The organism is Lysinibacillus sp. ZYM-1 (assembly GCF_001308875.1).
Classification (GTDB): Bacteria; Bacillota; Bacilli; order Bacillales_A; family Planococcaceae; genus Lysinibacillus.
The window spans coordinates 245,876-270,283 of record NZ_KQ465106.1 but is presented as its reverse complement, the minus strand read 5'-3'; the positions used below and the strand labels follow the sequence as shown (position 1 = coordinate 270,283).

Below are 24,408 nucleotides of genomic sequence, written 5' to 3'. Positions count from 1 at the left end.
AAAAAAGTCAGCGACATAATTTTTCTTTGCATCGATAACTTCTGGAATTTCAAGATGACCGCCTCCCTCCTACTATATTTTAGCTTACTCCATATGTTAGAATAACAAAAACAATAGAAAATACGAATTAATTGGGTGTAATCAATGAAAAAATTTATTATAGGAACGATTGTAACTGTCTTAATTTTAGTGATCACCATCAGTGTTCAACAAGGCTTACTTTTCGCCAAGCCGCTCCCTTATGATGATGAGCAAAAGGGATTAGACACACAAATTACCATTCATTTAAGTCATGTAGTAGCTGAAAATACACCAAAAGGACAGGCTGCCAATAAATTTGCTGAATTAGTAGAAGAAAAAACGAAAGGGAAAGTCAAAGTGCATGTTTACTCCAATTCCTCATTATTCAATGATGAAAATGAGTTTCAAGCTTTACAAAAGGGAGACGTAGAAATGATTATCCCTACCTTTTCTAAGATGACAACTTATGTTCCAAATTGGCAAGTTCTTGATTTACCCTACCTGTTTAATACAGATGAAGAAGTACAAGAAGTTCTGACAGGTACAATTGGTGAACAATTATTAAATGAGCTAGAACCAGTTCATATTAAGGGACTCGGCTTTTGGTACAACGGTTTTAAGCACCTAACCTCTGTCGATCATCCCATTCATACATTTGAAGATTTACAGGGTTTACGTGTTCGCACAATGCCGAGTAAAACATTGGAAAAGCAATTTGAAGTTTTGAATGCAACACCTATCCCGATTTCTTTCAGCGAGGTTTTCACAGACTTAGAGAAACACGCGATCGATGCACAGGAAAATACAGCCTCTAATATCTATTCTAAAGGTTTCTACAAAGTACAAAAACACATGACGATCACACAACATGGGATTTTAGGATATGCGGTATTAATGAATGAAAGTTTTTGGGATTCCTTACCTGTAAAAATTCAGCATCAATTGTTGGCGGCTATGAAGGAAACAACGGATTGGCAATTTGAACAGGCTGCCCATATGAATGAACAAGATATGCTAAAGCTTAAACAGCAAGATGATTTTGATGTTTATACAATGAGTCCTCATGAAAGACAGCGCTTTAAAGAGCAGCTCGCGCCTGTCTATGATTTTTATAAGACTCAAATACAAAAAGATGCTATCTTAACAGAGATTGAAAAAATTGTTGCACCCTAATACTTTTGGTCATTAATGATAGATCCTTACACATCGTAGGGATCTTTTCTCTTGTATTACAATAGATTTCAAAAAGCTAAAACTACTATAAAACAGCATAAAACCATTGCTATTACTGCATTTGTCATTCCCCTCACTGAAAAATGAACAAAATGAACAATAGAACCATTACGGTCATAAAAACTATTGTCGGAAAATTTCAGCTATGATATCCACATGAAAGCGTTCACACAATATTCATAGATGTTGTAGGGGGAGAACTATATGCGTATAAATTTTAAAAACTTAACAGTACAAGTATTGATTGCTATTGTACTAGGAATCATAGTAGGTGCAATATTCCCAGAGTTTGGGGCAAAACTAAAAATATTAGCGGATATATTTATCAAACTAATTAAAATGTTAATTGCACCGATTATCTTTTTAACGGTTGTGATTGGTATTGGTAGTATGGGTGATGTCAAAAAGGTTGGGAAAATTGGGGGAAAAGCTTTACTATATTTTGAAATTGTCTCAACATTTGCCTTGGCAATCGGCCTTATTGTTGTCAATATTGTGCAGCCAGGTAAAGGCTTTAATACAGATGCTGCCAATGGGGCAGATGTCTCTCAATATACAGATGCTGCTGCGGCAGAACACGGCTTGGGTGCATTTATTATGCAAATTATCCCTGATAATGTAGTAGGAGCTCTCGCAAATGGTGAATTATTACCTGTCTTATTTTCAGCAGTATTATTTGGTTTAGCAGCGGCGGCGATTGGGGAACCTGCTAAACCAGTTATTAAATTTTTTGAACAAGTTGCTGATATCTTCTTTAAAATCGTTAACATGGTAATGAAAATTTCGCCTATTGGTGCATTTGGTGCCATGAGTTATACAATCGGTAACTTTGGACTTAAATCTCTTGGCAACTTAGGATTTTTAATGCTATCCGTCTATATCACGATGTTTATTTTTATCGTTGTGATTATCGGATTGATTACACGTTACTTCGGTTTTAGTATTTTCAAATTTATTAAATACATTAAAGATGAAATTTTTATCGTTATTGGTACATCTTCATCCGAATCAGCCTTACCTTCCATGATGCGTAAATTAGAAAATTATGGCTGTTCTAAGCAAGTAGTGGGGCTAGTTATACCAACAGGTTATTCGTTTAACTTAGATGGAACATCCATATACTTATCGATGGCTGCCATATTTATTGCACAAGCTTACGGGGTTGATTTAGATATCTGGCATCAAATTACATTACTGGCCATTTTAATGCTTACTTCTAAAGGTGCTGCAGGCGTAACAGGCTCTGGTTTTATTACACTTGCTGCGACATTAGCAGCATTTCCGATGATTCCAGTAGAAGGGATTGCATTACTAATTGGGGTTGACCGTTTCATGTCAGAAGCTCGTGCGGTTACAAACCTTATTGGTAATGGTGTGGCAACAGTGGTCGTTTCAAAAATGGAGAAAGAATTTGATACAGAGCAGGAAAAACGTGCTCTTTCAGGACAAATTACACAACCATAAATAGATAGAAAGGCTACTGAAAGCGAGATTCTTGTCTCTTTTCAGTAGCCTTTTGTATAGTCCATTTTTAAAAATTCATAGACACCACCATTTGTTGCCTGCATATAAGTATGGGTGTCTTTAAATCCTACCTTGCGATATAGCTTGATTGCTCGTAGATTAAATGTGGCAACAGATAAAGTGATCTTTTCGCATGGATAGTATATCATAACAAAATCGATGGCATTTTTTAGAAAATCAAAGCCTAATCCTTTTCCTGTAAGGCTAGGTTTCATTCCTAAACCAATCTCCATTGTTCGTTCAGCAACAGTCGTGATGCTAAAAAAAGCAACTAATTCATAGTTTTTGGTCACAGCAAAAATGGAATCACCTCTTATTTTCGGATTGAGAAATGCTTGTAAATCCTCCTGACCGGCTTCCATATCATAAAAGGAATAGTCGCCTTCATAATGCCAGTTATATGCAATATCTTCTGCTTGTTCTTGTGTGATTGTTTTAATACGATAGCTCAAAACTTTCCTCCTCCTTTAATTTTGTGAAACCTCATTGATGACAGACTCGTATAGATAATGAATGGAGGTTTCTTTATGGCAACATTTACACTTACTTATCCAAAAGCATTCAAAAGTTCTACCGGGTCTCCTATCGTGAACGAAAACAACGAAACAGTTTGTATGCTTCAAAAAGTAGAACGTTCCTCTACTGGGAAAGTTTTAAATGCGGTACTGTTAGTCGCAACACAGCAATCTTTACCCTATCGTTATGAGACTCGAACACCTTTAGGTGACCCGCTTTTTCAAGTACAATCTACTCTTTTAACAAAGGGGGTCAGTCATCAGCTCATCATGCCTGATGGTAGTACTATACCTATTCTTCGGAAAACAGTTCAATTATTAGAATCCTCCTACAGCTTTACAATGGACAATTTGGCATTTCGTTTTGAGAAGGATTTTACATCTACAGCCTTTTTATATTGTAATGATGAAAAAATTGCCAGTGCAAGCCCTATAGAGAATGAACTAATACGGACAGGACTGATGTTTAAGCTTTTCCAAGCTGACGACATGCACTTTGTTGCACTCATGGCAACACTCTATCAAGCTTTATTTGCCATGAGTCATTAATTTGGATTCACTTTATGAAATTATATAGCACAAAGGGAGGCATCCAGAGTATATTCTTGATGCTTTTTTCAATTTATTTTTTCTCGCTGCACATTTAATATGTGAATGACATATGAATCATTTTGAGTCACATTCGTTTGGACAATTTTTTTTATGGTATCTTCCATCTTAGTAGCTAGTTGAAGTGCTTCATCATTGGCGCCTTTTATAGTTGTTTGAATAGTAAAGGTTGTGCGATTCTCTAGTATTAAATATTCATATACATCAAAAGCCTGTAACCCTTTTATTATATCTTCCATTAAAAGATTAATGTCATTCCCCATCGCTTTATTGCCATCGATTAACGATGTAAATTCCCATCTTTCAAAAACAATTGGATAATCCTTTAATGTAGACGTTTTTATCGTATTTTTTACAATGGATTCTATATCTTTTTTGACTGATTGGACATACTCTTCTCCCCCCACAATTTGTATGACCAATTCTTTTTCCGCAGATGTTTTAACATCAATTCCTACATACTTTTCAAGGAGCTTATCTTTCAATAGTGATAAATTCAACTCTTCTTTCGTAATGATGGGTCCTTTCTCAATATTCCCCTCCGGAATATTTCCATCTACAAATTTATTAAACAGGATAATGATAGCTATAATGACCAGCAATAATCCTGTAACCAACCCCATCCGTTTCACTATTTTATCCCCCCTGTTAGGAAAGTATGAGCTCCACAAATACAATATTCACTGTTTCTCATTACTATGCTATAGACACTACATCATAGACTTTTTCTTGGCATTGCTTAATTTTCCCCACATATTCCGGAACACGAAATAAATTCGCTTTGTTTTGTCCATTCTGTGTCATGCTTCTCAAAAAGGAGTACACTATAGAGGTAGTAATTCTATTTCTTTGGAGGGTTTTATATGGATACAAAAGCAGCGGAAATTAAAAATATCATGACCTTGAATCTACTAGTACAAATTTTAGAAGAACGTGGCATTATGACAGATAGGGAATTAAAAGAACGTCTCTCCAATACGGTTAAACTATCTTCTATGGATGCTGATTTAAAAGAAAAAGTAATTGAAGAAATCAAGCATTAATGATAATGATTCAAGCAAAGAACAGCCGCTTTCACGCTGTTAATATCGCTGAAAGCGGCTGTTTAAATGTTTGTTTTAAACAAAAACAATATGCACATTTAAGGTGCATATTGCTCATAAAATTATCGAATTGTTTTTAAAGCTGTTGACCAAGGAATAAGCTGATCTAACATTTGATGAATTGAATCTGCCTGCACCTCTTTTGGTTTAAAGACCGAGCCGTTTTCAAAATCTGTAAATAACGATAATGCTGGATGTACTCTAACATCCGCCACTAATAATTCACCGAGAATCCCACGTAAATGCTCCGCCGCACGTGCTCCTCCTACTGATCCATAGGAAACGATACCTGCAGCTTTATTGTTCCATTCTACTCGTAAAAAGTCTAGAGCATTTTTTAATGCGCCGGTGATTGAATGATTATACTCTGCCACGACAAAGACAAAGCCGTCACATGCTGCTACTTTTTCTGACCATGCAGCTACTCCAGAAGCATCTCCTCCTGGCTCCCCAAGAAACGGTAATTTAAAATCAGCAATATCAATTATTTCATATTCCGCATCACGACGTTTTTCTGCGATCTCCTTTACCCATGCTCCAACCTGTGGGCTAACACGACCCTCTCGCGTACTTCCTAAAATAATACCGATTTTTAACATATGACGCCTCCTCATTTTCATCCATTCATTTTGTGACAAAATCATCGTTCCATGTACGCGATCATCACTCGTACCCATTTTGGTCAGGCACACACAGCTTTATTCATGGCCTCTATGTAGCTGTGAATATTTCGAATTAAATAATCTTTAATTCAAGATTAAATTAACATATTTCTTTATTTTCTGTCAATTATTAATGATGAACTTTTTTGAACTGGCCATATTATTAATCACTTTAATTTAATGGGCTGTTCCAACGCCTCTAGTTCTTCTTCCATGGAGGCAAACTGTCTTTCCATTACATATTTTGCGTCCGATACGGCTGCATTATAAATAGATGGGGCGATATTTTCCTTGATAAAATCTAACACACGCTCTGCTTCAAATTCACTAATGTCTTCATCACGATGAGTGTAAAAAAATCGCTGAATATCAGCTATAATCATTTCTTGCTGATCTTTTGTTAAACGAATAAACAAGACATCTCTCTCCATTTCTGCTAATTGATTTCACCCCCATTTTATCATTATCCATAGATTCTCTGCATACAAAAAGGTTGAACACTAACTAGTAGTGTTCAACCACATATTATTGTTTACATTCAAATGAATAACTCGTGGATAGGAAGTTTTTTTCCTTTGATACAATTGCTTGTCCGCCATCTTCTTCACATTGTTGGGTCATGGCATCGATCTTCTTATCATTCATCATATTGGTCATAACCGTCATCCCAATTCCAAATACAGCGATGAATAAACCAATTATAATCCACAGTTTACCAGCCTTATTGCCAGCAGGTCTTTCATTAGCCACATCTATTCCCCTCGCTTAAACAAATAAAAATGGTTCTGTATTGATCGTTGATTGTACAAATTCAACCTCATATTTTTTATCCGCACACAGCTTCGTCATTTTCTGCGCGACTCCTGCAATCATTACTTTTTCTACATGATGACCAGGATCTACAATTTGCAAATCCATAGCTTGGGCATCCTGTGCTGTATGGAAGTACATATCACCTGTTAAAAAAACATCTGCGCCTGCTCGTTTCGCTGCATAAATATACTTATTGCCATCTCCGCCAACAAGTGCAACCTTATTAATCTTTGACTGTAAATCACCCACCACACGAACCGCTGGAACATCTAGCTGCTGCTTAACGAACTCCGCGAATTGTTGTAAGGTCATTTCCTTAGTTAAGTAACCTACACGCCCTAAACCCATAATATTCGTTTGCTGGTCAAGACGAATCACATCATAGGCTGGCTCTTCATAGGGATGACTGTTGAGCATTGCTTTTAAGACACGGTTTTTAATGGATTCAGGAAATACTACTTCTACCTTTACTTCCTCCTCAACATGTAATTCACCAACAGAGCCTACGAAAGGATTTGCACCTGCTAACGCACGGAAACGTCCTTCTCCAGCTGTCGTATAACTACATGCTTCATACTCACCGATGCGCCCTGCCCCAGCTTTCGCAAGCGTCTCGCGTAAATCCTCTGCATGTGCAGACGGTATAAAAACAGCAAGTTTTAATAGATTTTCTGAGTAAGTTTCTTCTAATAAAGTACGATTTTTTAACTGAAGAGCATCTGCTAGTAAATCATTGACCCCACCTACAGCTACATCTAAATTTGTGTGAGCTGCATAAACGGCGATATCATGTTTAATGAGCTTTTCATATAGCCGCCCAGCTGGATGGTCCGTACGGATATTCGCCAGACGTCTGAAGATTGGAGGATGATGGGCAATGATTAGCTCACATCCTTTTTCAATTGCCTCATTCGCAACGGCTTCGTTGACATCTAATGTTACTAATACTTTGCTAACAGGCTTGTTTAGTGTGCCAATTGCTAAACCAATTGGATCGTTCTCCATACAAGCCAGTTTTTTAGGTGACCATGATTCGAACAAATGAATGATTTCTTGACCATTTACCGCTTTCATTTTACAAAACTCCTTCCACTAATTGAATAAGAGCTATTAACTCTGCACGTTTTTCTTCAATTTCAGGTGTTTGTTCTGCATCTTTTATGGATTGTAAAACACGTTGCCAATTTTCTTTTTCACGTGTCCACTTTTTTATAAATGCTGGTGCTTTACGCGTGCTTAATTTAGGACCAAATAAAATCTCTGCTGGAGAGAGCTCCATCTGTGCTCTTTGTAACACAAGAATTTCATAGATTTTATCATCTTCCTCTAAAATCTCTTCATCGAGAATGGCCCAATTATGTGCTAAAGCCCACTCACGGATAACTTTAGCATGAATATTAGGTTGTAAAATAAGACGTGTAACACCCTGCAGTTTTTCAGGATGCTTCTCTAAAATCGAGACAATCAAAGGGCCGCCCATTCCAGCAATCGTTACTGTATCGATATGGTCAGTTAATTCTATTGCTGCTAATCCATCTGCAAGGCGCACCGTAATTTTTTCACTTAATCCTTCTTTTTGTACCTGTCCCACAGCTGATTCATAGGGCCCTGCTACCACTTCTCCTGCTATCGCTGAAGAAGCTACTCCTTTATGAATTAAATAGCATGGTAGATAGGCATGGTCACTACCTATATCCGCTACTACAGCTCCAGTGGGAACAAATTTTGCTACTGTTTCTAATCGCTTCGAAAGTTTTTGTGCGTTCATTTTATACCGCCTACCTTAAATAAATAGAGTCCACTAATAGTATGGATGATGTCGCGAAAAAAAACAAATGGAGTTGTCTCACTTACTTATGTGGACAACCCCATTTCACGATTCTTTACACTTAAAAAGTAGCTGTACTATTTCAGTACAGCTACTTGTCCGTCATACTATTCTAAAGTAGAAATGTATTCAGCAATTGCTTTCGCTTCTGCTTCAGTTTTCATGTTTGGTTGCATCGGAGTACCTTCGATACCCTTTGTTAAAACCTCAACGATATGAGCTTCATCTAAACCATGTAGGTTTGGACCCATACTACCCGTTAAATCACCGCCGTGACAACCAATACAAGATTGTACTAGTGCTGCGCCATCAGCATTTGCGTCTGTAGTTTCTGTAGTTTCGCCACCGCCCTCATGTTCAGCAGCAATTTCTTTCTTGTTATCTGCACCTTGTAAAGACATGAAGAAAATAAGACCAATACCAAATGCCAGAATTAAGATGTAAGGAACGACTGGATTGTTTTTCATAAGTTTCCCCTCCTCATTTTAAGTCTACTTCTATTATAATATAGAATCAGTCAACATCTAATATTGTACTTCATTAACAAAGAAACGAAAAGCCCTATTCGCTAAGTTTTCCTTTGTTTGTAACAAATTCGACATTTCTGTATCTATTGGATAAAATATGTCTTGCAAACACCAAAATCTGGTCAAATTCACAACTTTTTTTCATACTGTTATCATACCCGTTGCACTCATTCATATACCAAAAAAATAAAAAAATCTACATGCCATGGAATAGCGTGTAGATTTTTATTCACCTATAAGAGCAAAAAATTACAATAAATTTATGATATAATAGCCAATCAGTGCTAGTAGTCCTAAAACACCGGAGACCGTGAAATAAAGTAGCTTCATTTTTATACCTGACCAAAGCCAAATAAGGCAATTTGCTGCAATCAAGCAAAATAAAACGACATTATCTCCACTAAAATATGTAGTGCAAATACGAATAGATATACTAAATAACAGGATGGCTGCAAGCAAATGAAATATAGGGGCTAATAGATGCTTTTTTCGTGCCATTTGCAAAGCAACGATAAATAATATGCATGCACCTAAACCTATGACAACTGTTAAAATCAATGTCAAAGATTTTATTGTAAAATAGATTGCTAAAACAGCCATTATGGCGATACAAAGGCCTGCTACCAAAAAGAGCATCTTTCTTTTTTCAGATGGCAAGATCGCTTGTTTAGGATGTTGCACTGGTTCTAACTCCTCTATATCAGCCCCCTCTGTATAAAGAGCTGCTAAAAAGTCACAATAGTGCTCTGGTAAAAGTTTATTTTGCTTCCAAAACAAAATTTCATTAAGGATTATTTTTTTCCGAGGATTTGTCATTGTGTTAGCTCCAAACATTGCTTAATAATGGTTGTATTACAATTTTATCTCACGCTTTAGGAAAACACATCTGTATAAAGTCGCAAATCTCTCATTTCCTTCATTCTAATTATCTATTATTCACAAAAACTAGATTGGTGAATAACGGGGCTAATTACCTCTCCATTTGTATAAAAAAGGAGCTATCCAACTAGGTATTTTCACACTAGTAGGATAGCTCCATCTATTTAAATTATTCTAAGAAGTCTTTTAGACGTTTACTACGAGAAGGGTGGCGTAATTTTCTTAGAGCCTTCGCTTCAATCTGACGAATACGTTCACGTGTTACGCCAAAAACTTTACCTACCTCTTCTAAAGTTCGTGTACGACCATCATCCAGACCAAAACGTAAACGAAGTACATTTTCTTCACGGTCTGTTAAAGTATCAAGGACATCTTCTAATTGTTCTTTTAACAGTTCATAAGCTGCATGATCAGATGGAGATTGTGCTTCAGAATCCTCAATAAAGTCCCCTAAATGAGAGTCATCTTCTTCTCCAATCGGTGTTTCAAGAGATACTGGTTCTTGTGCAATTTTTAAAATTTCGCGTACTTTTTCTGGTGTTAAATCCATTTCTTCACCAATTTCTTCTGGTGAAGGTTCACGGCCAAGATCTTGTAAAAGTTGACGTTGTACACGTATTAATTTATTAATGGTTTCGACCATATGAACTGGAATACGAATCGTACGCGCTTGGTCAGCAATCGCACGCGTAATAGCCTGACGAATCCACCATGTAGCGTAAGTAGAGAATTTAAAGCCTTTACGGTAATCGAATTTTTCAACGGCTTTAATTAGCCCCATATTCCCCTCTTGAATTAAATCAAGGAATAGCATTCCACGACCTACATAACGTTTAGCAATAGATACTACCAGACGTAAGTTTGCTTCAGCAAGACGTTTACGTGCTTCTTCGTCTCCTTGCTCAATACGCTCAGCAAGCTTGATTTCTTGCTCTGCAGATAGTAGATCAACTCGACCAATTTCCTTTAAATACATACGTACAGGGTCATTGATTTTAACACCTGGTGGTACACTCAAATCATTTAAGTCGAAAGTCTCTTCGTTGGCTTCTTCCTTCATTAGACTTTCTTCTTCAAATTCTTCTTTTCCAATGATTTGAATATCTTTATGCTTTTCAAGATCCTCAGCAAAATGGAAAATTTCTTCGTTTTCCAATTCATAAGGTGTTAGTTTCTCTGAAATTTCTTTCATGGAAATTTCACCTTCTGTTTTTGCTTTTTCTTGTAGGAATTTTTTTGCATCATCTAATGTAATTTCTACTTCTATCTCTTTTGAACGTTCTGACTTGTCCGCCATAAACCTTCCTCCTTCTAAACAACCGAATCGGGTTAAATCGCCGATAACGATTTTCTTAAATGAATAATCTGTTGGGCGATTTCAAGTGCACGTGCATACTCATGCATCTTCTCCGCTTCCTTTGACTCATGCATCTTTTGATAAATTTCTTGCTCAATTCTATATTTTTGAAGCTGGCGGATTGAGTCCACAACCTCTGCCTCTGCTTGATCAGGATCTCGCTCGACTAAAGCCGCTTCCATAACAATTTTCCGTAATTCAGCGTCATCCAAAATTTCCATAAACCGTTGATAATCAGGATGACCATATTCCTCATAAAATCCTACTAAGCGAACAAAAACGGCCATATAAGCATCTCGTACAAATGGCTCTTTTTGCTCACTCCGTAATACCCTGTCCACTACATCTATATTATGAAGCATATGAGCCAGTAATAAACGTTCGGCACGTTCAGCTGCGTCCATAGGCTTTTGTTGTTGCGTGACTGGCATTGAAGGCATTTGTGTCGGTATTTCTGGTTTTGTAGAACGTACCTGATTAGCCTCCAGCTTTCGGAATTGGGCATAAATGGCTTCTTCCGAGATATTTGTTTCATTTGATAGCTGTCGTATATACAAATCTCGTTCAACCGGTGAGGATCTACCTATCAGTTGTTCGAGGACTTCTTGAATATATTGAAGCGTATCATTTTCAAATTGAAAGTTCTTATTTCGTCTAGCATGCATCATCATAAAAGCAATATACGCATGAGGGTTTTCCAAAATTTGTTCCTTAAATGCTTGTCCGCCTAAAGTGCGAATGTATTCATCAGGATCTAATTTTTCTGGTAACACAGCAATATCAACTTTCATGCGCTCCGTATGCAGTAGCTGCGCCGCTCTTTTCGCTGCATCAAATCCAGCATTATCACCATCATAGCAAATCGTAATTTGCTCTACTAAGCGCTTAAGCTTTGTGATATGCTGATTCGTTAGCGAGGTACCCATTGTTGCTACGGCATTCATTACACCTACAGAGTTAGCTGCTAATACATCCATAAAACCTTCCATCAATACTACTTGACGATTTTTTCTGATAGAAGTTCGTGCTTTATCTAGGTTATAAAGCACTTCACTTTTTTGAAATATTGGTGATTCTGGACTATTTAAATATTTCGCTTCCTCACCAGTTGATGAAAGTATTCGTCCTGAGAAGGCAATGATTTTACCATTCTCATCTCGAATAGGGAACATGATCCGTCCTCTAAAACGATCAAAATAACGTTCTTCTCCCTCTCGCTTAATAATTAACCCACTTTCCGCCATTTCTTGTAAGTTATAACCTTTTCTTTCAAGCAATATTGTTAATGCGTCAAAGCTTGGGAGAGACCAACCAATGTTATTAGATTCTATAAGCTCCCTTGTAAATCCTCTTTCTAGCAAATAATTTAAAGGTTCTTCGCCATCCTCTGTATTTAACAGTAGATGGTGGAAAAAATCTGCAGCAAAAGCGTGTGCTTCTTTCATCCTTTCTTCCGCTTTAGATATCTTTTTCGTTCCCCCAGGAAAACTTGGCTCAACATCTAAATGTATGCCAGCTCGTTCCCCAAGTTTCACAACTGCATCAGGAAAAGAAATGCCTTCAATATCCATTACAAAAGTAATGGCATTACCCCCTGCACCACAACCAAAGCAATGAAAAATTTGCTTGTCTGTTGATACAGAAAAAGACGGTGTTTGTTCTCCGTGAAATGGACAGAGGCCAAACCAATTTCGCCCACGCTTGGTCAGCTGCATGTATTCACTAATAACATCAACGATATCCGATTGTGTGCGAATCTGTTCAATTACTTCCTCTGGAATCTTCCCTGCCAAATTCATCACCATCTTTAATAATTACGTTCTAGAAACACAATTCGCTATTCGTTTTAAAATTCCTTTATTTCTCGACAAAAATTTAGGATTTTTCTCTTTTAAATATTTTTACCACAATTTTATTATTATAAAACAAAAATTAGTTTTTATCTATACTAATTTCAAAATCCACTCAAAAAAACCGCCTCTATAACCGAGGTGGTTTATCTTAGTACAGTTTATTTACAAGTCAAAATATGTTCAATGATTGTATTTGCTGTCTCTTCCACAGCTTTATTGGTCACATCGATTACCCGACAGCCTATTTTACCGACAATTTTTTCAAAATGTTGAATCTCTTCTAAAATACGATTATGTTGTGCATAGATAGCATCATCATTTAATCCGAGAGACATCAATCTTTCTTTCCTTATAGAATTTAACTTCTCAGGAGAGATGATTAATCCAAAACATTTTTTAGGGTCCAATTGTAATAACTCTTCGGGTGGTTCTACTTCTGGAACTAAAGGGACATTAGCCACCTTATATTTTTTATGGGCTAAATATTGTGAGAGGGGCGTTTTAGACGTTCGGGATACGCCAACCAACACAATATCAGCTTGTAATAATCCACGTGGATCACGACCATCATCGTATTTAACTGCAAATTCAATCGCTTCAATTTTTTTGAAATAATCATCATCAAGCATATGAACAATTCCAGGTGTCTCCAATGGATTTTCTTCCATGAAGGTTCCCATTGATTGTAACGCAGGACCTATAATATCGACTGCATGTAACTTTTCCTGTTCACATAAATCATGCAATAATTTTCGCATTTCTTGGCGAACCAATGTATAAACAATAAATGCTTGTTGTTGTGCTGCAAGGAAAACAATCTTACGAATAAGTTCCTCCGATTGAATATGTGGAAATCGTCGGATGACAGTATTCTCTAGACCGGGTCGAAACTGGCTAATAACTGCTTTCGCAACTTGATCACCAGTTTCGCCAACAGAATCAGATACAACAAATACGCGTAGTCTTTTCATGCAGCTCTCCTTCGAATTTAGTCGTTTTGTGCAAGAGATAAGAAAGCTCGTGTAATCGTTGTTTTTGTTAGACGGCCTACAATGGTCAAACCACCCTCTTGTGGTTCGACTACTGGTAGCGAATCAACTTCTCGTTCAATGAGCTTGTTCGCGGCAACAACCAAAGAATCTGATCTTTCACAGTACGAAATATTTGGCATGCGTGTCATAATAATATGTACAGGAATTTTATTTAAATCCTGCGTGCCAATACTTGTACGCAGTAAATCTTTGCGAGATAGTACACCTGTCAAAAACTCATTCTTATCTACGACAAAGAGTGTACCAACATCTTCTGAAAACATAAAGCAAATTGCATCATAAACCGTCATTGTTTCTGGGACAACTACAGGGCCTGAATGAAAATCCTTCACTTTTAAATTGTGAATACTATCCGTCAATGAAACGGATGACTTTTTCCCTGAATAAAAATACCCAACTCTCGGTCTTGCATCTAAAAATCCAGCCATCGTAAGAATCGCTAAATCTGGTCTTAAAGTCGCTCTGGTCAGATTGAGTCGTTCTGCAATATGTTCCCCAGTAATTGGACCGTTTTCTTTCACAATTTGTAAAATGTTTTCCTGACGTTTATTGAGTTCGATTGGACTCACCGCCTCAAATCTAATAGTGTTATACTTATGCTCAATTATTATATACTATAGAGTGATAGGTATGCAAAGTATTACACTAATTCTATACAAACGGTGTTATAATAAGGCTTTGCATGATTAAAACAGTATTTCAATTATACAACATACTGCATAAAATAGCAGTAATCTGTGGTAAGTTATGGCGGATATGTGTACAGGGAGTTTAGATTAAGGCTAATTCCTTTAATTTTTTATTTGTATTTTTGCTATGAAGGCTCATAACCTGTTGAATCGCTTGTAAACGAACCTCCTCGACCACATCAAAATTCTCAAGGATGACGTCATCATCGACTATGGCATTAAAAACATTCCTATTGCCATCAAAGTCCCAAAGCGTATTTTTAAAGGGTTTTAGGCCTTGGTCGGTTGTTGAATACATCGTATCGTCCAAACCAATATTCTTTATGCTACGGCTCTCATGCAAGTTTTCTTGTATAGGAGCCGTAGTTTTTTGTTCTAAAATAGTTCATATCATTCGTGGTACACGGAAAAGTGACGACATTTCAAGGGTTACATCATACCAAATCAAAAGAAATCGTAAAAACTTAAGGACGGATTTTGAACGAATAAATTAACGCATTGAAAAAGTCTCTTCCATTTGTATCTGAGCTGATATAAAAGCAAACCCTTCAGAAAATTACATTGTCGATCATAGCATTTTTTCACTCATTCATACTCTGTTCATACTATCGTCACCGGCAGTACATCTTCGTCGTATAGTCTTTCCTTAGGACCCGTTAAGATAGTCCCATTAACAGCTAATGAAAGGAGAAGATTCAAATGAGAATGAGAAAGGCAATGAAAATGAGGATAGGCACAACAACAGGTAGAAAAAGAACTTCAATCATCTCAATAATCCTCATGCTAACAATGCTAGCCCCAATGTCTCCAATGGCCACAACTACCATCAATAACAGCAGTAGTCTTACATTTGAGGCGACCAAAGAAATAGGCATAGAAAAAGCTAAACTGCTAACAGAAACTTACGGCACTACAAGTTTGCAATACGCGCTCATTGATAATGGGGAAATTGTCATCTCAGGGCATGCTGGCAAAAACGACTTAAAGGACAATAGACCACTTACTTCCAATACAATGTATGGCATTGGTTCCACGAGCAAAATGGTGCTCACTGCGGCTGTTATGAAGCTTGTAGACGAGGGTAAGGTAGATTTAGATTTGCCCGTTGTGAACTATATACCTGATTTTAAAATGAAAGACAATCGTTACAAACAGATTACACCCCGCATGCTACTGAATCATTCTTCCGGTCTGCTAGGAACTTCGTCGCTAAATACATTTTTATATGACGATAATGATACGTATGCACACGATACTTTGTTAGAGCAATTAGCCACTCAAAACTTAAAAGCTTATCCAGGAGCTTTTTCGGTTTATTGTAACGATGGTTTTACGTTAGCTGAGATTCTGATAGAGCGAGTGAGTGGCATGCGCTTCACTGCATTTATAAACAAGTATTTGACAGTGCCTCTAGAAATGCACCATACAAAAACACCGCAGGACCTTGTGGATTCATCGAAATTTGCTGGGATCTACTCCCCTGCTTATAAGGGACAGCTACCACAAGAAAATACTAACATTATTGCAACTGGCGGCATTTACTCCACAGCTGAAGATCTCGTTAAATTCTCACAAATCTTCACAGGACAGGTCGATGATATTCTGTCTAGTAAGTCGGTAGAAGCCATGGCACAAGATGAGTATAAAAGAGGCATGTGGCCTGAGGAAATTGATCCGTCTTTCGTCGCTTACGGGCTAGGTTGGGATAGTATACGCTTGTTCCCATTCAGCGAATATGGCATCAAGGCACTGACGAAAGGTGGAGATACATTATCTTACCATTCTTCATTAGTTGTGCTCCCGGAATACAACATGTCTGCGGCTGTTGTCTCTTCAGGAGGTCAAAGCATATTAGATCAATTGTTAGCCAATGAACTTCTGCTTAGTGCACTTCAGGAAAAAGGCATTATTCATGAACTGAAGCCGAAGAAGTCGCATGGCGTCCCTATGAAGGTAGAAATGCCACAGGACTTATCTCAGCATGCAGGTATTTATGGTGGTATTTCTGGTTCGTTAATGAAGGTTGAAGTTAATCCTCTTGGTGAATTGTCTGTATCTACGCTTACAGTACCGAATAACCCTGTCCAAACGTATACGTATACAGCAGATGGTTCATTTGTGAACAATGAAGGCACAGAAAAGATAAAGTTCATTGAGGAGAAAAACGGACACACCTATTTATGGTCCAGCTTGTATATAAATGTACCGGGACTTCCCCAAACAGCTGTCTCAGAGTATAAAGCTGAAAAGCTCGAAGCCAATGTATTAGCGAAAGACGTAGCTGCTGTATGGGCGAAACGTGAAGGGAAAAAATATTATTTGATGAATGAGAAATATTCATCGATGCTCTACACCAATTCTGCACCAACTGTAACAATTGATACGGTTAAAGACGTTCCAGGCTATTTATTAACTAATAAAATTATTGGAGCAAACCGAGCAGTTAACCAGCTGCAGATCCCTAGCATGGCTGGTCGAGATACTATGGAAATCGACTTCTTTAAGAATAATGGAGTTGAGTATTTTACAGTAGCGGGAGGTTTATACGGTCATGAGGAGCTTGTAAAACCGCTCTACTCTGGTAAACAATCTATGACAACGATCCAAGTAGATGGCCTTGCCAAATGGTTTTCAGTCCCTTCGAATGCAAAAGAAAAAGTCATGACAGTTAAAATGCCATTGAAGGGCTCCTTTGCTGTATATGATCAAGCAGGTAATTGCATGAACTACACTGTCGTTAGTGGTATGAACGAAGTCTTATTACCAGAGAACGGTAGCGTCGTATTTGCAGGAGAAGTAGGCTCCAAATTTGAAATTTCATTAAAAAAATAAAAAAATACTGGCTTGTCTAAAATGCTGTTCCTTTGGTCATTATTGACCTTATGGGACAGCTTTTTTTGCATGACCATAAGAAATCTCAAAACAATGCTTGAAGCAAAATTTAGTCAACATTTACAGTCCCCTATTGTGAAGAGGTTGTTGACGTTAAGACTTGTTTAAGGCCTTCAAAACACACATGTTTTGTATACATTTTAATAATGATTGCGAATCAAAGAACTACATGCTACAATGTTGACACATACGCTTGCTCTATTTATATTTTCGAGCAAATTGCGTTATACAGGCGATGATGGGAAAAAAGTATCTGTTCCATTCAAGAGCGAGTAGAAGATGGTGAAAGTCTACATAGTAACAGAGAAAAGGCACTCCCTGAGCTAACTTTTTGAAAAGAGGTTTTAAACGTATTGTTTAAAACAATCAGGGTGGAACCGCGGGTATTAGCACTCGTCCCTGGGCATACATTGTGCCCGGAGACGGGTGCTATTTTCATTTAGTCTACACTGAATGAAAAACTTTAGCGTTTTACCGCTAAAAATGTGAAAAATTTTGAAGGAGGCTATTTTATGGCTAACAAATCAATGGAAACAATTGTATCATTAGCAAAACACCGAGGCTTTGTCTTCCCAGGCTCAGAAATTTACGGTGGTCTAGCAAACACTTGGGATTATGGTCCACTAGGTGTTGAATTAAAAAACAATATTAAAAAAGCTTGGTGGCAAAAATTCGTGCAGGAATCAGAGTACAATGTTGGTATTGATGCTGCCATCTTAATGAACCCAAAGGCTTGGGTGGCTTCAGGTCACGTTGGGAACTTCAACGACCCAATGATCGACTGTAAGTCATGTAAGGCTCGCCATCGTGCAGATAAAATCATTGAGGACGCTGCATTAGCAAAAGGTGATGAAATCATTGTTGATGGTATGACATTCGACCAAATGAAAGAAACAATGATTAAATACGATGTAGTGTGTCCTGATTGTGGAAAAGCTGATTTCACAGATATTCGTCAGTTCAACCTAATGTTTAAAACATTCCAAGGTGTGACGGAGTCTTCTACAAATGAAATTTACTTACGTCCAGAAACGGCACAAGGTATTTTCGTGAACTTTAAAAATGTTCAACGCTCAATGCGTAAACGTACACCATTTGGTATTGCGCAAGTTGGTAAATCTTTCCGAAATGAAATTACACCAGGTAACTTTACTTTCCGTACACGTGAATTTGAACAAATGGAGCTTGAATTCTTCTGCAAACCAGGCGAGGACCTTGAATGGCACTCTTATTGGAAAGAATTCTGTAAAAATTGGTTATTAAACCTAGGCATGAAAGAAGATTCTATGCGTCTTCGCGATCATGAGGATGATGAGCTGTCTCACTACTCTAACGCAACATCGGATATCGAATTTAAATTCCCATTTGGCTGGGGAGAACTTTGGGGTATAGCTGACCGTACAGATTATGATTTAAAACAACATATGGAACACTCAGGTGAAGATTTCACTTATATCGATCCTGTGTCAAATGAACGCTATGTTCCTTATTGTATTGAGCCATCATTAGGTGCAGACCGTGTCACATTAGCATTCCTATGTGATGCTTATGATGAAGAAGAGCTAGAAGGTGACGATAAACGTACTGTTTTACGTTTCCACCCAGCGATTGCACCATTTAAAGCAGCTGTTCTACCACTTTCTAAAAAATTATCTGATGAAGCTACAGACGTTTGGGCTGAACTTCGTAAAGCGTTCCCTGTTGATTTTGATGAATCACAATCAATTGGTAAACGTTATCGTCGCCAAGATGAAATTGGTACACCATTCTGTATCACATACGATTTTGACTCAAAAGAAGATGGCCAAGTAACAGTACGTCACCGTGATTCTATGACACAAGTTCGTATGCCAATTTCAGAAGTAAAAGCATATATTGAAAAACACCTTCAGTTCTAATGATTAAAAATAGCAAAGAAGAGGGAGTCGCCTTCAATAGCGGCTCCCTCTTCTTATGCTTTGTATGTTGAAAATAAACGCTCCTGCATTTTTTCCTCAAATGAAAACCTTTTCATACTCATACCGATTAAGCTGACAAGTATCTCCTCTATATCTGCTAATGAGTAATATAGAAATGTTCCTTCTCGCATTGGACGAACTCGCTTTTCAATTGATTGTTCATCCTCAATAAAATATGCGACATTGACATCACAATGCCCCATTAACTGTGTAATACGTTGATCATCACCTGGATTTATAAAGAAAGGCACAATTTTATCAATATACAGAATACTTTGTACAAGCTTAATGAAGAAGTTTTCACGAAGTGCTGTTTCCACAACTAAAATGGTTGTTTGTTCATGCTGATAGTCCATATACAAAACGTTTAATTGCTCTTCTAATAGTTTCTTTAAGATATTAATAGAATTTCTATATTTCGTCATGTCCGTTTGTATTTCTCTTGTTAACAAACGTAAGATTCGAAAAGCTGGTAAGAATATTTTCAAGACAATTTCTTTAGGATGTAAATGATCAATTAATTTACTAAAATGAATTCTTAGATTATTTTCGTCACAACGGATTAATTGTTCCACAAATAGGTTGAAAATCTCTTCAAAGCTATTTGCACGATAATCAATCATTTTTGTTATTTTTACACTATAATTTAAAGGCAAGTTCATTGATTTTTGTTCATCCAGTAATCTCACCTTTGGCAATGTAGGAAATAAATCATAGACAAGCTCCACTTGTGCACTACGATTATCCGATAACATCACAACAGAGTTGACTGGAAAAATCCCTAAACATTCTACAAATTTATGCATATATTTCTCGTTATATAAATGGCGATCCCTGTATAAAACAGCTAAGGCATCCGTAGCACCATATCCAGCGTGATAGACTCGCTTAGATGTCATCGCTGAATACACATCAATGATTTGTAATAATTGCACACCTTCACTCATATCATCCGCACACAGCTGATTTGGATAGCCTTTTCCAGCAAAGCGCTCATGATGGTCTCGTGCTAAATAGGCAATGTCTTCTTCATTATTTTCTATAAGTAACTCATAGCCCTTTGTTGTATGCGTTTTAACTATTTCAAACTCATCTTCTGAGAGTTTACGTTTTAAATTTAAAATTTCTTGAGGGATAAAGACCTTGCCGATATCATGGAACAAATAACCTCTTGCTAATGTTTCGATATCTGTTAATCCGAGATAACGAGCAAAAATGGTTCCTAATACAAACACATCAAATGAATGCACAAAGGAATACTCATCCCATTCCTTTAAGCGCATAAGTAACTCATAACGATGTTTCTCTTCTAGTATCTTTTCAAAAACACCGCGAACATAAGCGGTATCTTGTATGCTTTTAAGAATTTGACCATATCGCAATTCATGGACGACATTCTCCAATGTTGTCATAAAAAGTTGACTGATGGTTTCTTTATAGTCATCGATAGGATCTTTTTCCTCCATTAGAGGTGCAAATAAATCCTCGTATTCTCTAGTTCGCTGAGCACTTAAATCACGGACAATCCGAACTGAATCAGATGGTAAATAGACAGATAATTCATCTACTTTTCGAAGTTTAAGTAAGGCAATAATTCGTTCCGTTAAAACTAAATCCTTTTTAGCCAATAAACGATAATCCGAAAAGATGTCTTCTGCTAAAATATCATTCGCTTCAACTTCACGAATACTTAAGGTTACTTTACGTAGCATATTTTCTGCCACATACGCAATGTACTAAGCACTATGTGACTCCCTCCTTCTTCCATAGGACTGCGTTATTCTGTTAAACGTATAAAAATACGTTTTGCTGATAGAGGCTTGTTTTCTACTTCATAGGCATTTCAGATCTATTTTAAGTACATTTATTTCAACAGGGGATCAAACGACTAAATTATATTAATAAAATATAAAGAAGAATATCTATATCAATTACAATATCATAGGTTAAAATACCTTTTCAACTAGCATATGGAACTCACATGATCAGTTTCTACTATTTATATATTGAAAACTACACAAAAATACAAGACTATTATCATATCAATTTAATCTAACATAGATACAAAAACACAATAATAAGTTATATAGACATATATATAGATTTTATAAATTGTATATTTATTAAAAAAAACTAAATTTATGTAAAAATTTTATTTTGAAAAAATTGAAATTTTATTCATTTACAGCACTACTAAACAGCAATTCTAGGGTCAGGATTATTACGATTTATTACCAATTCCATAATGCTAAGGATATAATTACCTCTATTCGTTGTTCCGAAATTTTGGTATAAATAAGGTATTATAGTTAGTATTAGCTGTTAAATAATGAATAATTAACATGCTAAAGGTTACCACCCTTAACATTCATTCGTCCGGAAGTCTGAATTGATACATAGGAAGGTCAGAAACATTCATACTATAAAATTTTCGATTCAATATTTGGAGGAATACTTTTGAAGTCTCAGCGTTTATTTCAACTAGCTATGGCATCAGCACTCGCAACAAGTGCAATTGTCATTACACCAGCAGCACATGCAGCAACATTTTTCCCTGATGTCAATCCAGCAACAGAAGAAGGAAAGGCTATTATAGAATTAGCCGGGCGCGGCATTATTTCTGGCTATGTGGACGGTACATTTAAACCCACTAATCCAATCACACGCACACAAGCTGCTAAGATTTTAGCAGGTATATTAAAACTAGATACCGTTCATGTAAAGAATCCTCAATTCAAAGACATTAAACCTGGGACTGAAAACTATGGAGCGATTGCTGCCTTGGCAAATGCAGGTATCATCAATGGCGCAAATGGTTATTTCTACCCAAATCAAAACATTACACGCGAACAAATGTCAAAAATGATTGCAAAAGGGTTTGGTCTTACAAGTCCAACTAGTACAAAGCTTCCTTTTACAGATGTAAAGAAAGGAACTGAGTTTGAGCCATATATTCAAGCTTTGTTTGCTAATGGTATAACAAAAGGAACATCACCAACAGCTTTCGGACCAAAAAGCAATGTGAAGCGTTCCCAATTAGCCGCATTTGTAGTGCGAGCTGAAAAGATGTTAGGGAATGCAACCGTTTATGCTAGTCAATTTAAACAAGATTATATTATTGCCGCTTATGGTGGTATTGAACCTGCTGAGGATATTTTCACATGGGATGAGAATGAGGATATGACGGAGTCTATCACGATTAAACCTTTAAAAGAAGGAACAGGTAAATTAGTAATAACTGGATTTACTGATGACTCAGAGGAATTTACTGATATCTTTTATTTAGTTCATGTAAAAAATGTAAATGGTAAGATGAAGGTAACGCTGGAAAAAGTACAAGAAGTTGATTATACAGAAAATTTACCTCTTGATTTAAGAGAGAGCAAATTATCTTTCGTACCAACACAAATAACGGTTCAAGATACAAATGGGCAAGCACTTGCTTCAAATTTATACAGCTTTAATTCAAATGATCAAACTTTGACTATCTTGAAAAACGGACAGTTCATTGTGACCTTCTCAGATGGCGATCATCAACAAAAGATAGCTGCTGATGTATATGCGTATGATTTTGTGCGCAGCATTGATTTGTACCACCTAACAGATGAATTAACACTAACGACGCAAGAATTACCTTTTGAACCAGCTAGTGTGGCTATTGAAGATTTAGGTTTTGAGCCAGCCTCTGTAAAAGCTACTATTCTTAACGGGCAGCTACTTGTAACGCCAAAAGCGGAAGGCACTGCTGTTCTACATTTAACAGGTAAAAATGGAGAAACGGCCTATCTTTATATTGAAAGTAAAAAATTTGCAGATCAATGGGCTTTCTTATTAATATCAGATGAAGATGATTTTTAAATAGTATAAAATGCCAGAAGAACTTAAGGTTCCTCTGGCATTTCTTTGTTCGTAGCGCGTATTTGTAACTCAGGTGTTCGCTCTAGCTGCTCTATGAATTTTTTCGTCTTAAAACGAATTCCGGTTTGTTCTTCATAGATGGTAGTTATAATTTTTTTAATAAAATATTTCGTTTCCTTTTTTAATTCAATTTTTCCAATTTGATCAATAGGAACAGTGTAGAACATACGGATAAGTTTAAGCTGTGTTGGTGTAAGACGAATAATGTAGGGGTCATGCTGATAACAGCGATGGCATAAAAAGCCACCTTGTGCAAAGGAAAAAGCGAATTCTCCATCTACTGCACCACATGAGGCACAAGCATGTAAAATAGGTTGAACTCCTGTATAGGGTAGCATTTTCCATTCAACAAAGAGTGTTATGGATTCAGGATCATAGCCTTCCTCTATCGCTTGTAGTGATTGCAGTAGAACGTCAAAGGCGAAAGGCTCTGGTTTCCCTTCTTCTACGACTCGCTCCACGAGTTCCATAATATAGCTAGCATAGGCCGTGGCCATAATATCCTCGCGAATATGGCGCATCGAATTCAAATGCTCCCCTTGTTGTAATGTCCCCATACCAGTATGGTGCTGTACCATAAACATGCCATATGTAAAAGGTTGTGTGACCGACGCTAATCTACTAGAAGGCTTTTTAGCACCTCTTGCCATAGTAGCTACCTTTCCGGCTTCTCGGGTCAGCAACGTAACAATTTTATTGGACTCGCCATAAGCACGAACTTTTAAAACAATTCCCTCCCATTTATGAAGCATAATCCCCCTCCTTTCCATAAACTATCCATGAAAATAGAGCTCTCCAAAATATCTTGGACAGCTCAAAGTAAAAACTTTCAGTTTCGACACAGCGTAATGACATTTCAGATTTTTTGAGTTTGTTTGAAAAACATCTCTTCAAAATCTATAGCAACTGCCGAAAGGCCTTTAGGGCAACATGAAGTTAGTCACACCGTCAATACTACAAGGCGCAGTTTTTTTG

23 protein-coding genes are annotated in these 24,408 nt (G+C 37.0%); 7 read left to right on the top strand and 16 right to left on the bottom strand.

The window, feature by feature from the left end; all coding sequences use genetic code 11:
• Positions 1-144 precede the first annotated feature (144 nt).
• Positions 145-1,194: a TRAP transporter substrate-binding protein gene (locus tag AO843_RS01295; RefSeq protein ID WP_054609346.1), complete on the top strand. Its 1,050-nt coding sequence runs from the start codon at positions 145-147 to the stop codon at positions 1,192-1,194.
• A 264-nt stretch (positions 1,195-1,458) separates the two neighbouring features.
• Entirely contained in the window at positions 1,459-2,718 is a 1,260-nt protein-coding gene (locus AO843_RS01290; protein WP_054609345.1) for a dicarboxylate/amino acid:cation symporter, read from the top strand.
• Between the two features lie 41 nt (positions 2,719-2,759).
• Here the strand turns inward: AO843_RS01290 and AO843_RS01285 are convergent, their stop codons facing one another.
• The gene (locus AO843_RS01285) at positions 2,760-3,230 is read right to left on the bottom strand and encodes a GNAT family N-acetyltransferase (protein WP_054609344.1); all 471 of its coding nucleotides are present in this window, start codon (positions 3,228-3,230) and stop codon (positions 2,760-2,762) included.
• A gap of 75 nt (positions 3,231-3,305) precedes the next feature.
• On the opposite strand from AO843_RS01285, the gene AO843_RS01280 reads away from it, so the two are divergent.
• Positions 3,306-3,842: a tubby C-terminal domain-like protein gene (locus AO843_RS01280; RefSeq protein ID WP_054609343.1), complete on the top strand. Its 537-nt coding sequence runs from the start codon at positions 3,306-3,308 to the stop codon at positions 3,840-3,842.
• A gap of 68 nt (positions 3,843-3,910) precedes the next feature.
• Here AO843_RS01280 and AO843_RS01275 read toward each other — a convergent pair whose 3' ends face one another.
• Positions 3,911-4,525 (bottom strand): hypothetical protein, encoded by a 615-nt coding sequence (locus AO843_RS01275; protein ID WP_231630045.1) that lies wholly within the window; start codon positions 4,523-4,525, stop codon positions 3,911-3,913.
• Positions 4,526-4,765: 240 nt separating this feature from the next.
• Here AO843_RS01275 and AO843_RS01270 point away from each other — a divergent pair, with 240 nt between their 5' ends.
• Positions 4,766-4,945 (top strand): hypothetical protein, encoded by a 180-nt coding sequence (locus AO843_RS01270; protein WP_054609342.1) that lies wholly within the window; start codon positions 4,766-4,768, stop codon positions 4,943-4,945.
• A 122-nt stretch (positions 4,946-5,067) separates the two neighbouring features.
• On the opposite strand, the gene AO843_RS01265 is transcribed toward AO843_RS01270, so the two are convergent.
• From AO843_RS01265 to AO843_RS01210, 12 genes are all read right to left on the bottom strand, one after another.
• Complete coding sequence (locus AO843_RS01265) at positions 5,068-5,604, bottom strand: NADPH-dependent FMN reductase (RefSeq protein ID WP_054609341.1); 537 nt, start codon at positions 5,602-5,604, stop codon at positions 5,068-5,070.
• 230 nt (positions 5,605-5,834) lie between these two features.
• Positions 5,835-6,083 carry a DUF2164 domain-containing protein gene (locus AO843_RS01260; protein ID WP_054609340.1) on the bottom strand — a complete coding sequence of 83 codons (249 nt, stop codon included), beginning with the start codon at positions 6,081-6,083 and terminating at the stop codon, positions 5,835-5,837.
• A gap of 109 nt (positions 6,084-6,192) precedes the next feature.
• Positions 6,193-6,417 carry a hypothetical protein gene (locus AO843_RS01255; protein WP_054609339.1) on the bottom strand — a complete coding sequence of 75 codons (225 nt, stop codon included), beginning with the start codon at positions 6,415-6,417 and terminating at the stop codon, positions 6,193-6,195.
• Between the two features lie 15 nt (positions 6,418-6,432).
• Complete coding sequence (locus tag AO843_RS01250; RefSeq protein ID WP_054609338.1) at positions 6,433-7,554, bottom strand: Nif3-like dinuclear metal center hexameric protein; 1,122 nt, start codon at positions 7,552-7,554, stop codon at positions 6,433-6,435.
• Position 7,555: 1 nt separating this feature from the next.
• Positions 7,556-8,248: a tRNA (adenine(22)-N(1))-methyltransferase gene (locus tag AO843_RS01245; RefSeq protein ID WP_054609337.1), complete on the bottom strand. Its 693-nt coding sequence runs from the start codon at positions 8,246-8,248 to the stop codon at positions 7,556-7,558.
• A 167-nt stretch (positions 8,249-8,415) separates the two neighbouring features.
• On the bottom strand, positions 8,416-8,775 hold the full coding sequence (gene cccA / locus AO843_RS01240) for a cytochrome c550 (RefSeq protein WP_054609336.1): 360 nt from the start codon (positions 8,773-8,775) through the stop codon (positions 8,416-8,418).
• A 309-nt stretch (positions 8,776-9,084) separates the two neighbouring features.
• Positions 9,085-9,651, bottom strand: a complete 567-nt coding sequence (locus AO843_RS01235) for a hypothetical protein (RefSeq protein ID WP_054609335.1) — start codon at positions 9,649-9,651, stop codon at positions 9,085-9,087.
• 232 nt (positions 9,652-9,883) lie between these two features.
• Positions 9,884-11,011, bottom strand: coding sequence for an RNA polymerase sigma factor RpoD (gene rpoD, locus AO843_RS01230; RefSeq protein WP_012295242.1), 1,128 nt, complete (start codon positions 11,009-11,011; stop codon positions 9,884-9,886).
• Between the two features lie 32 nt (positions 11,012-11,043).
• The gene (gene dnaG / locus AO843_RS01225; RefSeq protein WP_082389355.1) at positions 11,044-12,876 is read right to left on the bottom strand and encodes a DNA primase; all 1,833 of its coding nucleotides are present in this window, start codon (positions 12,874-12,876) and stop codon (positions 11,044-11,046) included.
• 206 nt (positions 12,877-13,082) lie between these two features.
• Positions 13,083-13,895 (bottom strand): pyruvate, water dikinase regulatory protein, encoded by an 813-nt coding sequence (locus AO843_RS01220; RefSeq protein ID WP_054609333.1) that lies wholly within the window; start codon positions 13,893-13,895, stop codon positions 13,083-13,085.
• Between the two features lie 17 nt (positions 13,896-13,912).
• The gene (locus tag AO843_RS01215) at positions 13,913-14,545 is read right to left on the bottom strand and encodes a helix-turn-helix transcriptional regulator (protein ID WP_054609332.1); all 633 of its coding nucleotides are present in this window, start codon (positions 14,543-14,545) and stop codon (positions 13,913-13,915) included.
• Between the two features lie 202 nt (positions 14,546-14,747).
• Entirely contained in the window at positions 14,748-14,963 is a 216-nt protein-coding gene (locus tag AO843_RS01210; protein WP_054609331.1) for a hypothetical protein, read from the bottom strand.
• Between the two features lie 401 nt (positions 14,964-15,364).
• On the opposite strand from AO843_RS01210, the gene AO843_RS01205 reads away from it, so the two are divergent.
• The gene (locus AO843_RS01205; RefSeq protein WP_054609330.1) at positions 15,365-17,497 is read left to right on the top strand and encodes a serine hydrolase domain-containing protein; all 2,133 of its coding nucleotides are present in this window, start codon (positions 15,365-15,367) and stop codon (positions 17,495-17,497) included.
• A 572-nt stretch (positions 17,498-18,069) separates the two neighbouring features.
• Positions 18,070-19,455 (top strand): glycine--tRNA ligase, encoded by a 1,386-nt coding sequence (locus tag AO843_RS01200; RefSeq protein ID WP_054609329.1) that lies wholly within the window; start codon positions 18,070-18,072, stop codon positions 19,453-19,455.
• Positions 19,456-19,508: 53 nt separating this feature from the next.
• Here the strand turns inward: AO843_RS01200 and AO843_RS01195 are convergent, their stop codons facing one another.
• Positions 19,509-21,227 carry an HD-GYP domain-containing protein gene (locus AO843_RS01195; RefSeq protein ID WP_054609395.1) on the bottom strand — a complete coding sequence of 573 codons (1,719 nt, stop codon included), beginning with the start codon at positions 21,225-21,227 and terminating at the stop codon, positions 19,509-19,511.
• A gap of 745 nt (positions 21,228-21,972) precedes the next feature.
• On the opposite strand from AO843_RS01195, the gene AO843_RS01190 reads away from it, so the two are divergent.
• Complete coding sequence (locus tag AO843_RS01190) at positions 21,973-23,373, top strand: S-layer homology domain-containing protein (RefSeq protein WP_054609328.1); 1,401 nt, start codon at positions 21,973-21,975, stop codon at positions 23,371-23,373.
• 23 nt (positions 23,374-23,396) lie between these two features.
• On the opposite strand, the gene recO is transcribed toward AO843_RS01190, so the two are convergent.
• Positions 23,397-24,185, bottom strand: coding sequence for a DNA repair protein RecO (gene recO, locus AO843_RS01185; RefSeq protein WP_054609327.1), 789 nt, complete (start codon positions 24,183-24,185; stop codon positions 23,397-23,399).
• Between the last annotated feature and the right edge of the window lie 223 nt (positions 24,186-24,408).

What these genes read in the sequence shown, in the direction of transcription:
- cccA (WP_054609336.1), bottom strand. Translation starts at nt 8,775, where the DNA reads ATGAAAAACAATCCAGTCGTTCCTTACATCTTAATTCTGGCATTTGGT.
- AO843_RS01280 (WP_054609343.1), top strand. Translation starts at nt 3,306, where the DNA reads ATGGCAACATTTACACTTACTTATCCAAAAGCATTCAAAAGTTCTACC.
- AO843_RS01205 (WP_054609330.1), top strand. Translation starts at nt 15,365, where the DNA reads ATGAGAATGAGAAAGGCAATGAAAATGAGGATAGGCACAACAACAGGT.
- AO843_RS01210 (WP_054609331.1), bottom strand. Translation starts at nt 14,963, where the DNA reads ATGTATTCAACAACCGACCAAGGCCTAAAACCCTTTAAAAATACGCTT.
- rpoD (WP_012295242.1), bottom strand. Translation starts at nt 11,011, where the DNA reads ATGGCGGACAAGTCAGAACGTTCAAAAGAGATAGAAGTAGAAATTACA.
- AO843_RS01220 (WP_054609333.1), bottom strand. Translation starts at nt 13,895, where the DNA reads ATGAAAAGACTACGCGTATTTGTTGTATCTGATTCTGTTGGCGAAACT.
- recO (WP_054609327.1), bottom strand. Translation starts at nt 24,185, where the DNA reads ATGCTTCATAAATGGGAGGGAATTGTTTTAAAAGTTCGTGCTTATGGC.
- AO843_RS01195 (WP_054609395.1), bottom strand. Translation starts at nt 21,227, where the DNA reads ATGCTACGTAAAGTAACCTTAAGTATTCGTGAAGTTGAAGCGAATGAT.
- AO843_RS01245 (WP_054609337.1), bottom strand. Translation starts at nt 8,248, where the DNA reads ATGAACGCACAAAAACTTTCGAAGCGATTAGAAACAGTAGCAAAATTT.
- AO843_RS01265 (WP_054609341.1), bottom strand. Translation starts at nt 5,604, where the DNA reads ATGTTAAAAATCGGTATTATTTTAGGAAGTACGCGAGAGGGTCGTGTT.
- AO843_RS01250 (WP_054609338.1), bottom strand. Translation starts at nt 7,554, where the DNA reads ATGAAAGCGGTAAATGGTCAAGAAATCATTCATTTGTTCGAATCATGG.
- dnaG (WP_082389355.1), bottom strand. Translation starts at nt 12,876, where the DNA reads ATGGTGATGAATTTGGCAGGGAAGATTCCAGAGGAAGTAATTGAACAG.
- AO843_RS01270 (WP_054609342.1), top strand. Translation starts at nt 4,766, where the DNA reads ATGGATACAAAAGCAGCGGAAATTAAAAATATCATGACCTTGAATCTA.
- AO843_RS01200 (WP_054609329.1), top strand. Translation starts at nt 18,070, where the DNA reads ATGGCTAACAAATCAATGGAAACAATTGTATCATTAGCAAAACACCGA.
- AO843_RS01290 (WP_054609345.1), top strand. Translation starts at nt 1,459, where the DNA reads ATGCGTATAAATTTTAAAAACTTAACAGTACAAGTATTGATTGCTATT.
- AO843_RS01235 (WP_054609335.1), bottom strand. Translation starts at nt 9,651, where the DNA reads ATGACAAATCCTCGGAAAAAAATAATCCTTAATGAAATTTTGTTTTGG.
- AO843_RS01295 (WP_054609346.1), top strand. Translation starts at nt 145, where the DNA reads ATGAAAAAATTTATTATAGGAACGATTGTAACTGTCTTAATTTTAGTG.
- AO843_RS01275 (WP_231630045.1), bottom strand. Translation starts at nt 4,525, where the DNA reads ATGGGGTTGGTTACAGGATTATTGCTGGTCATTATAGCTATCATTATC.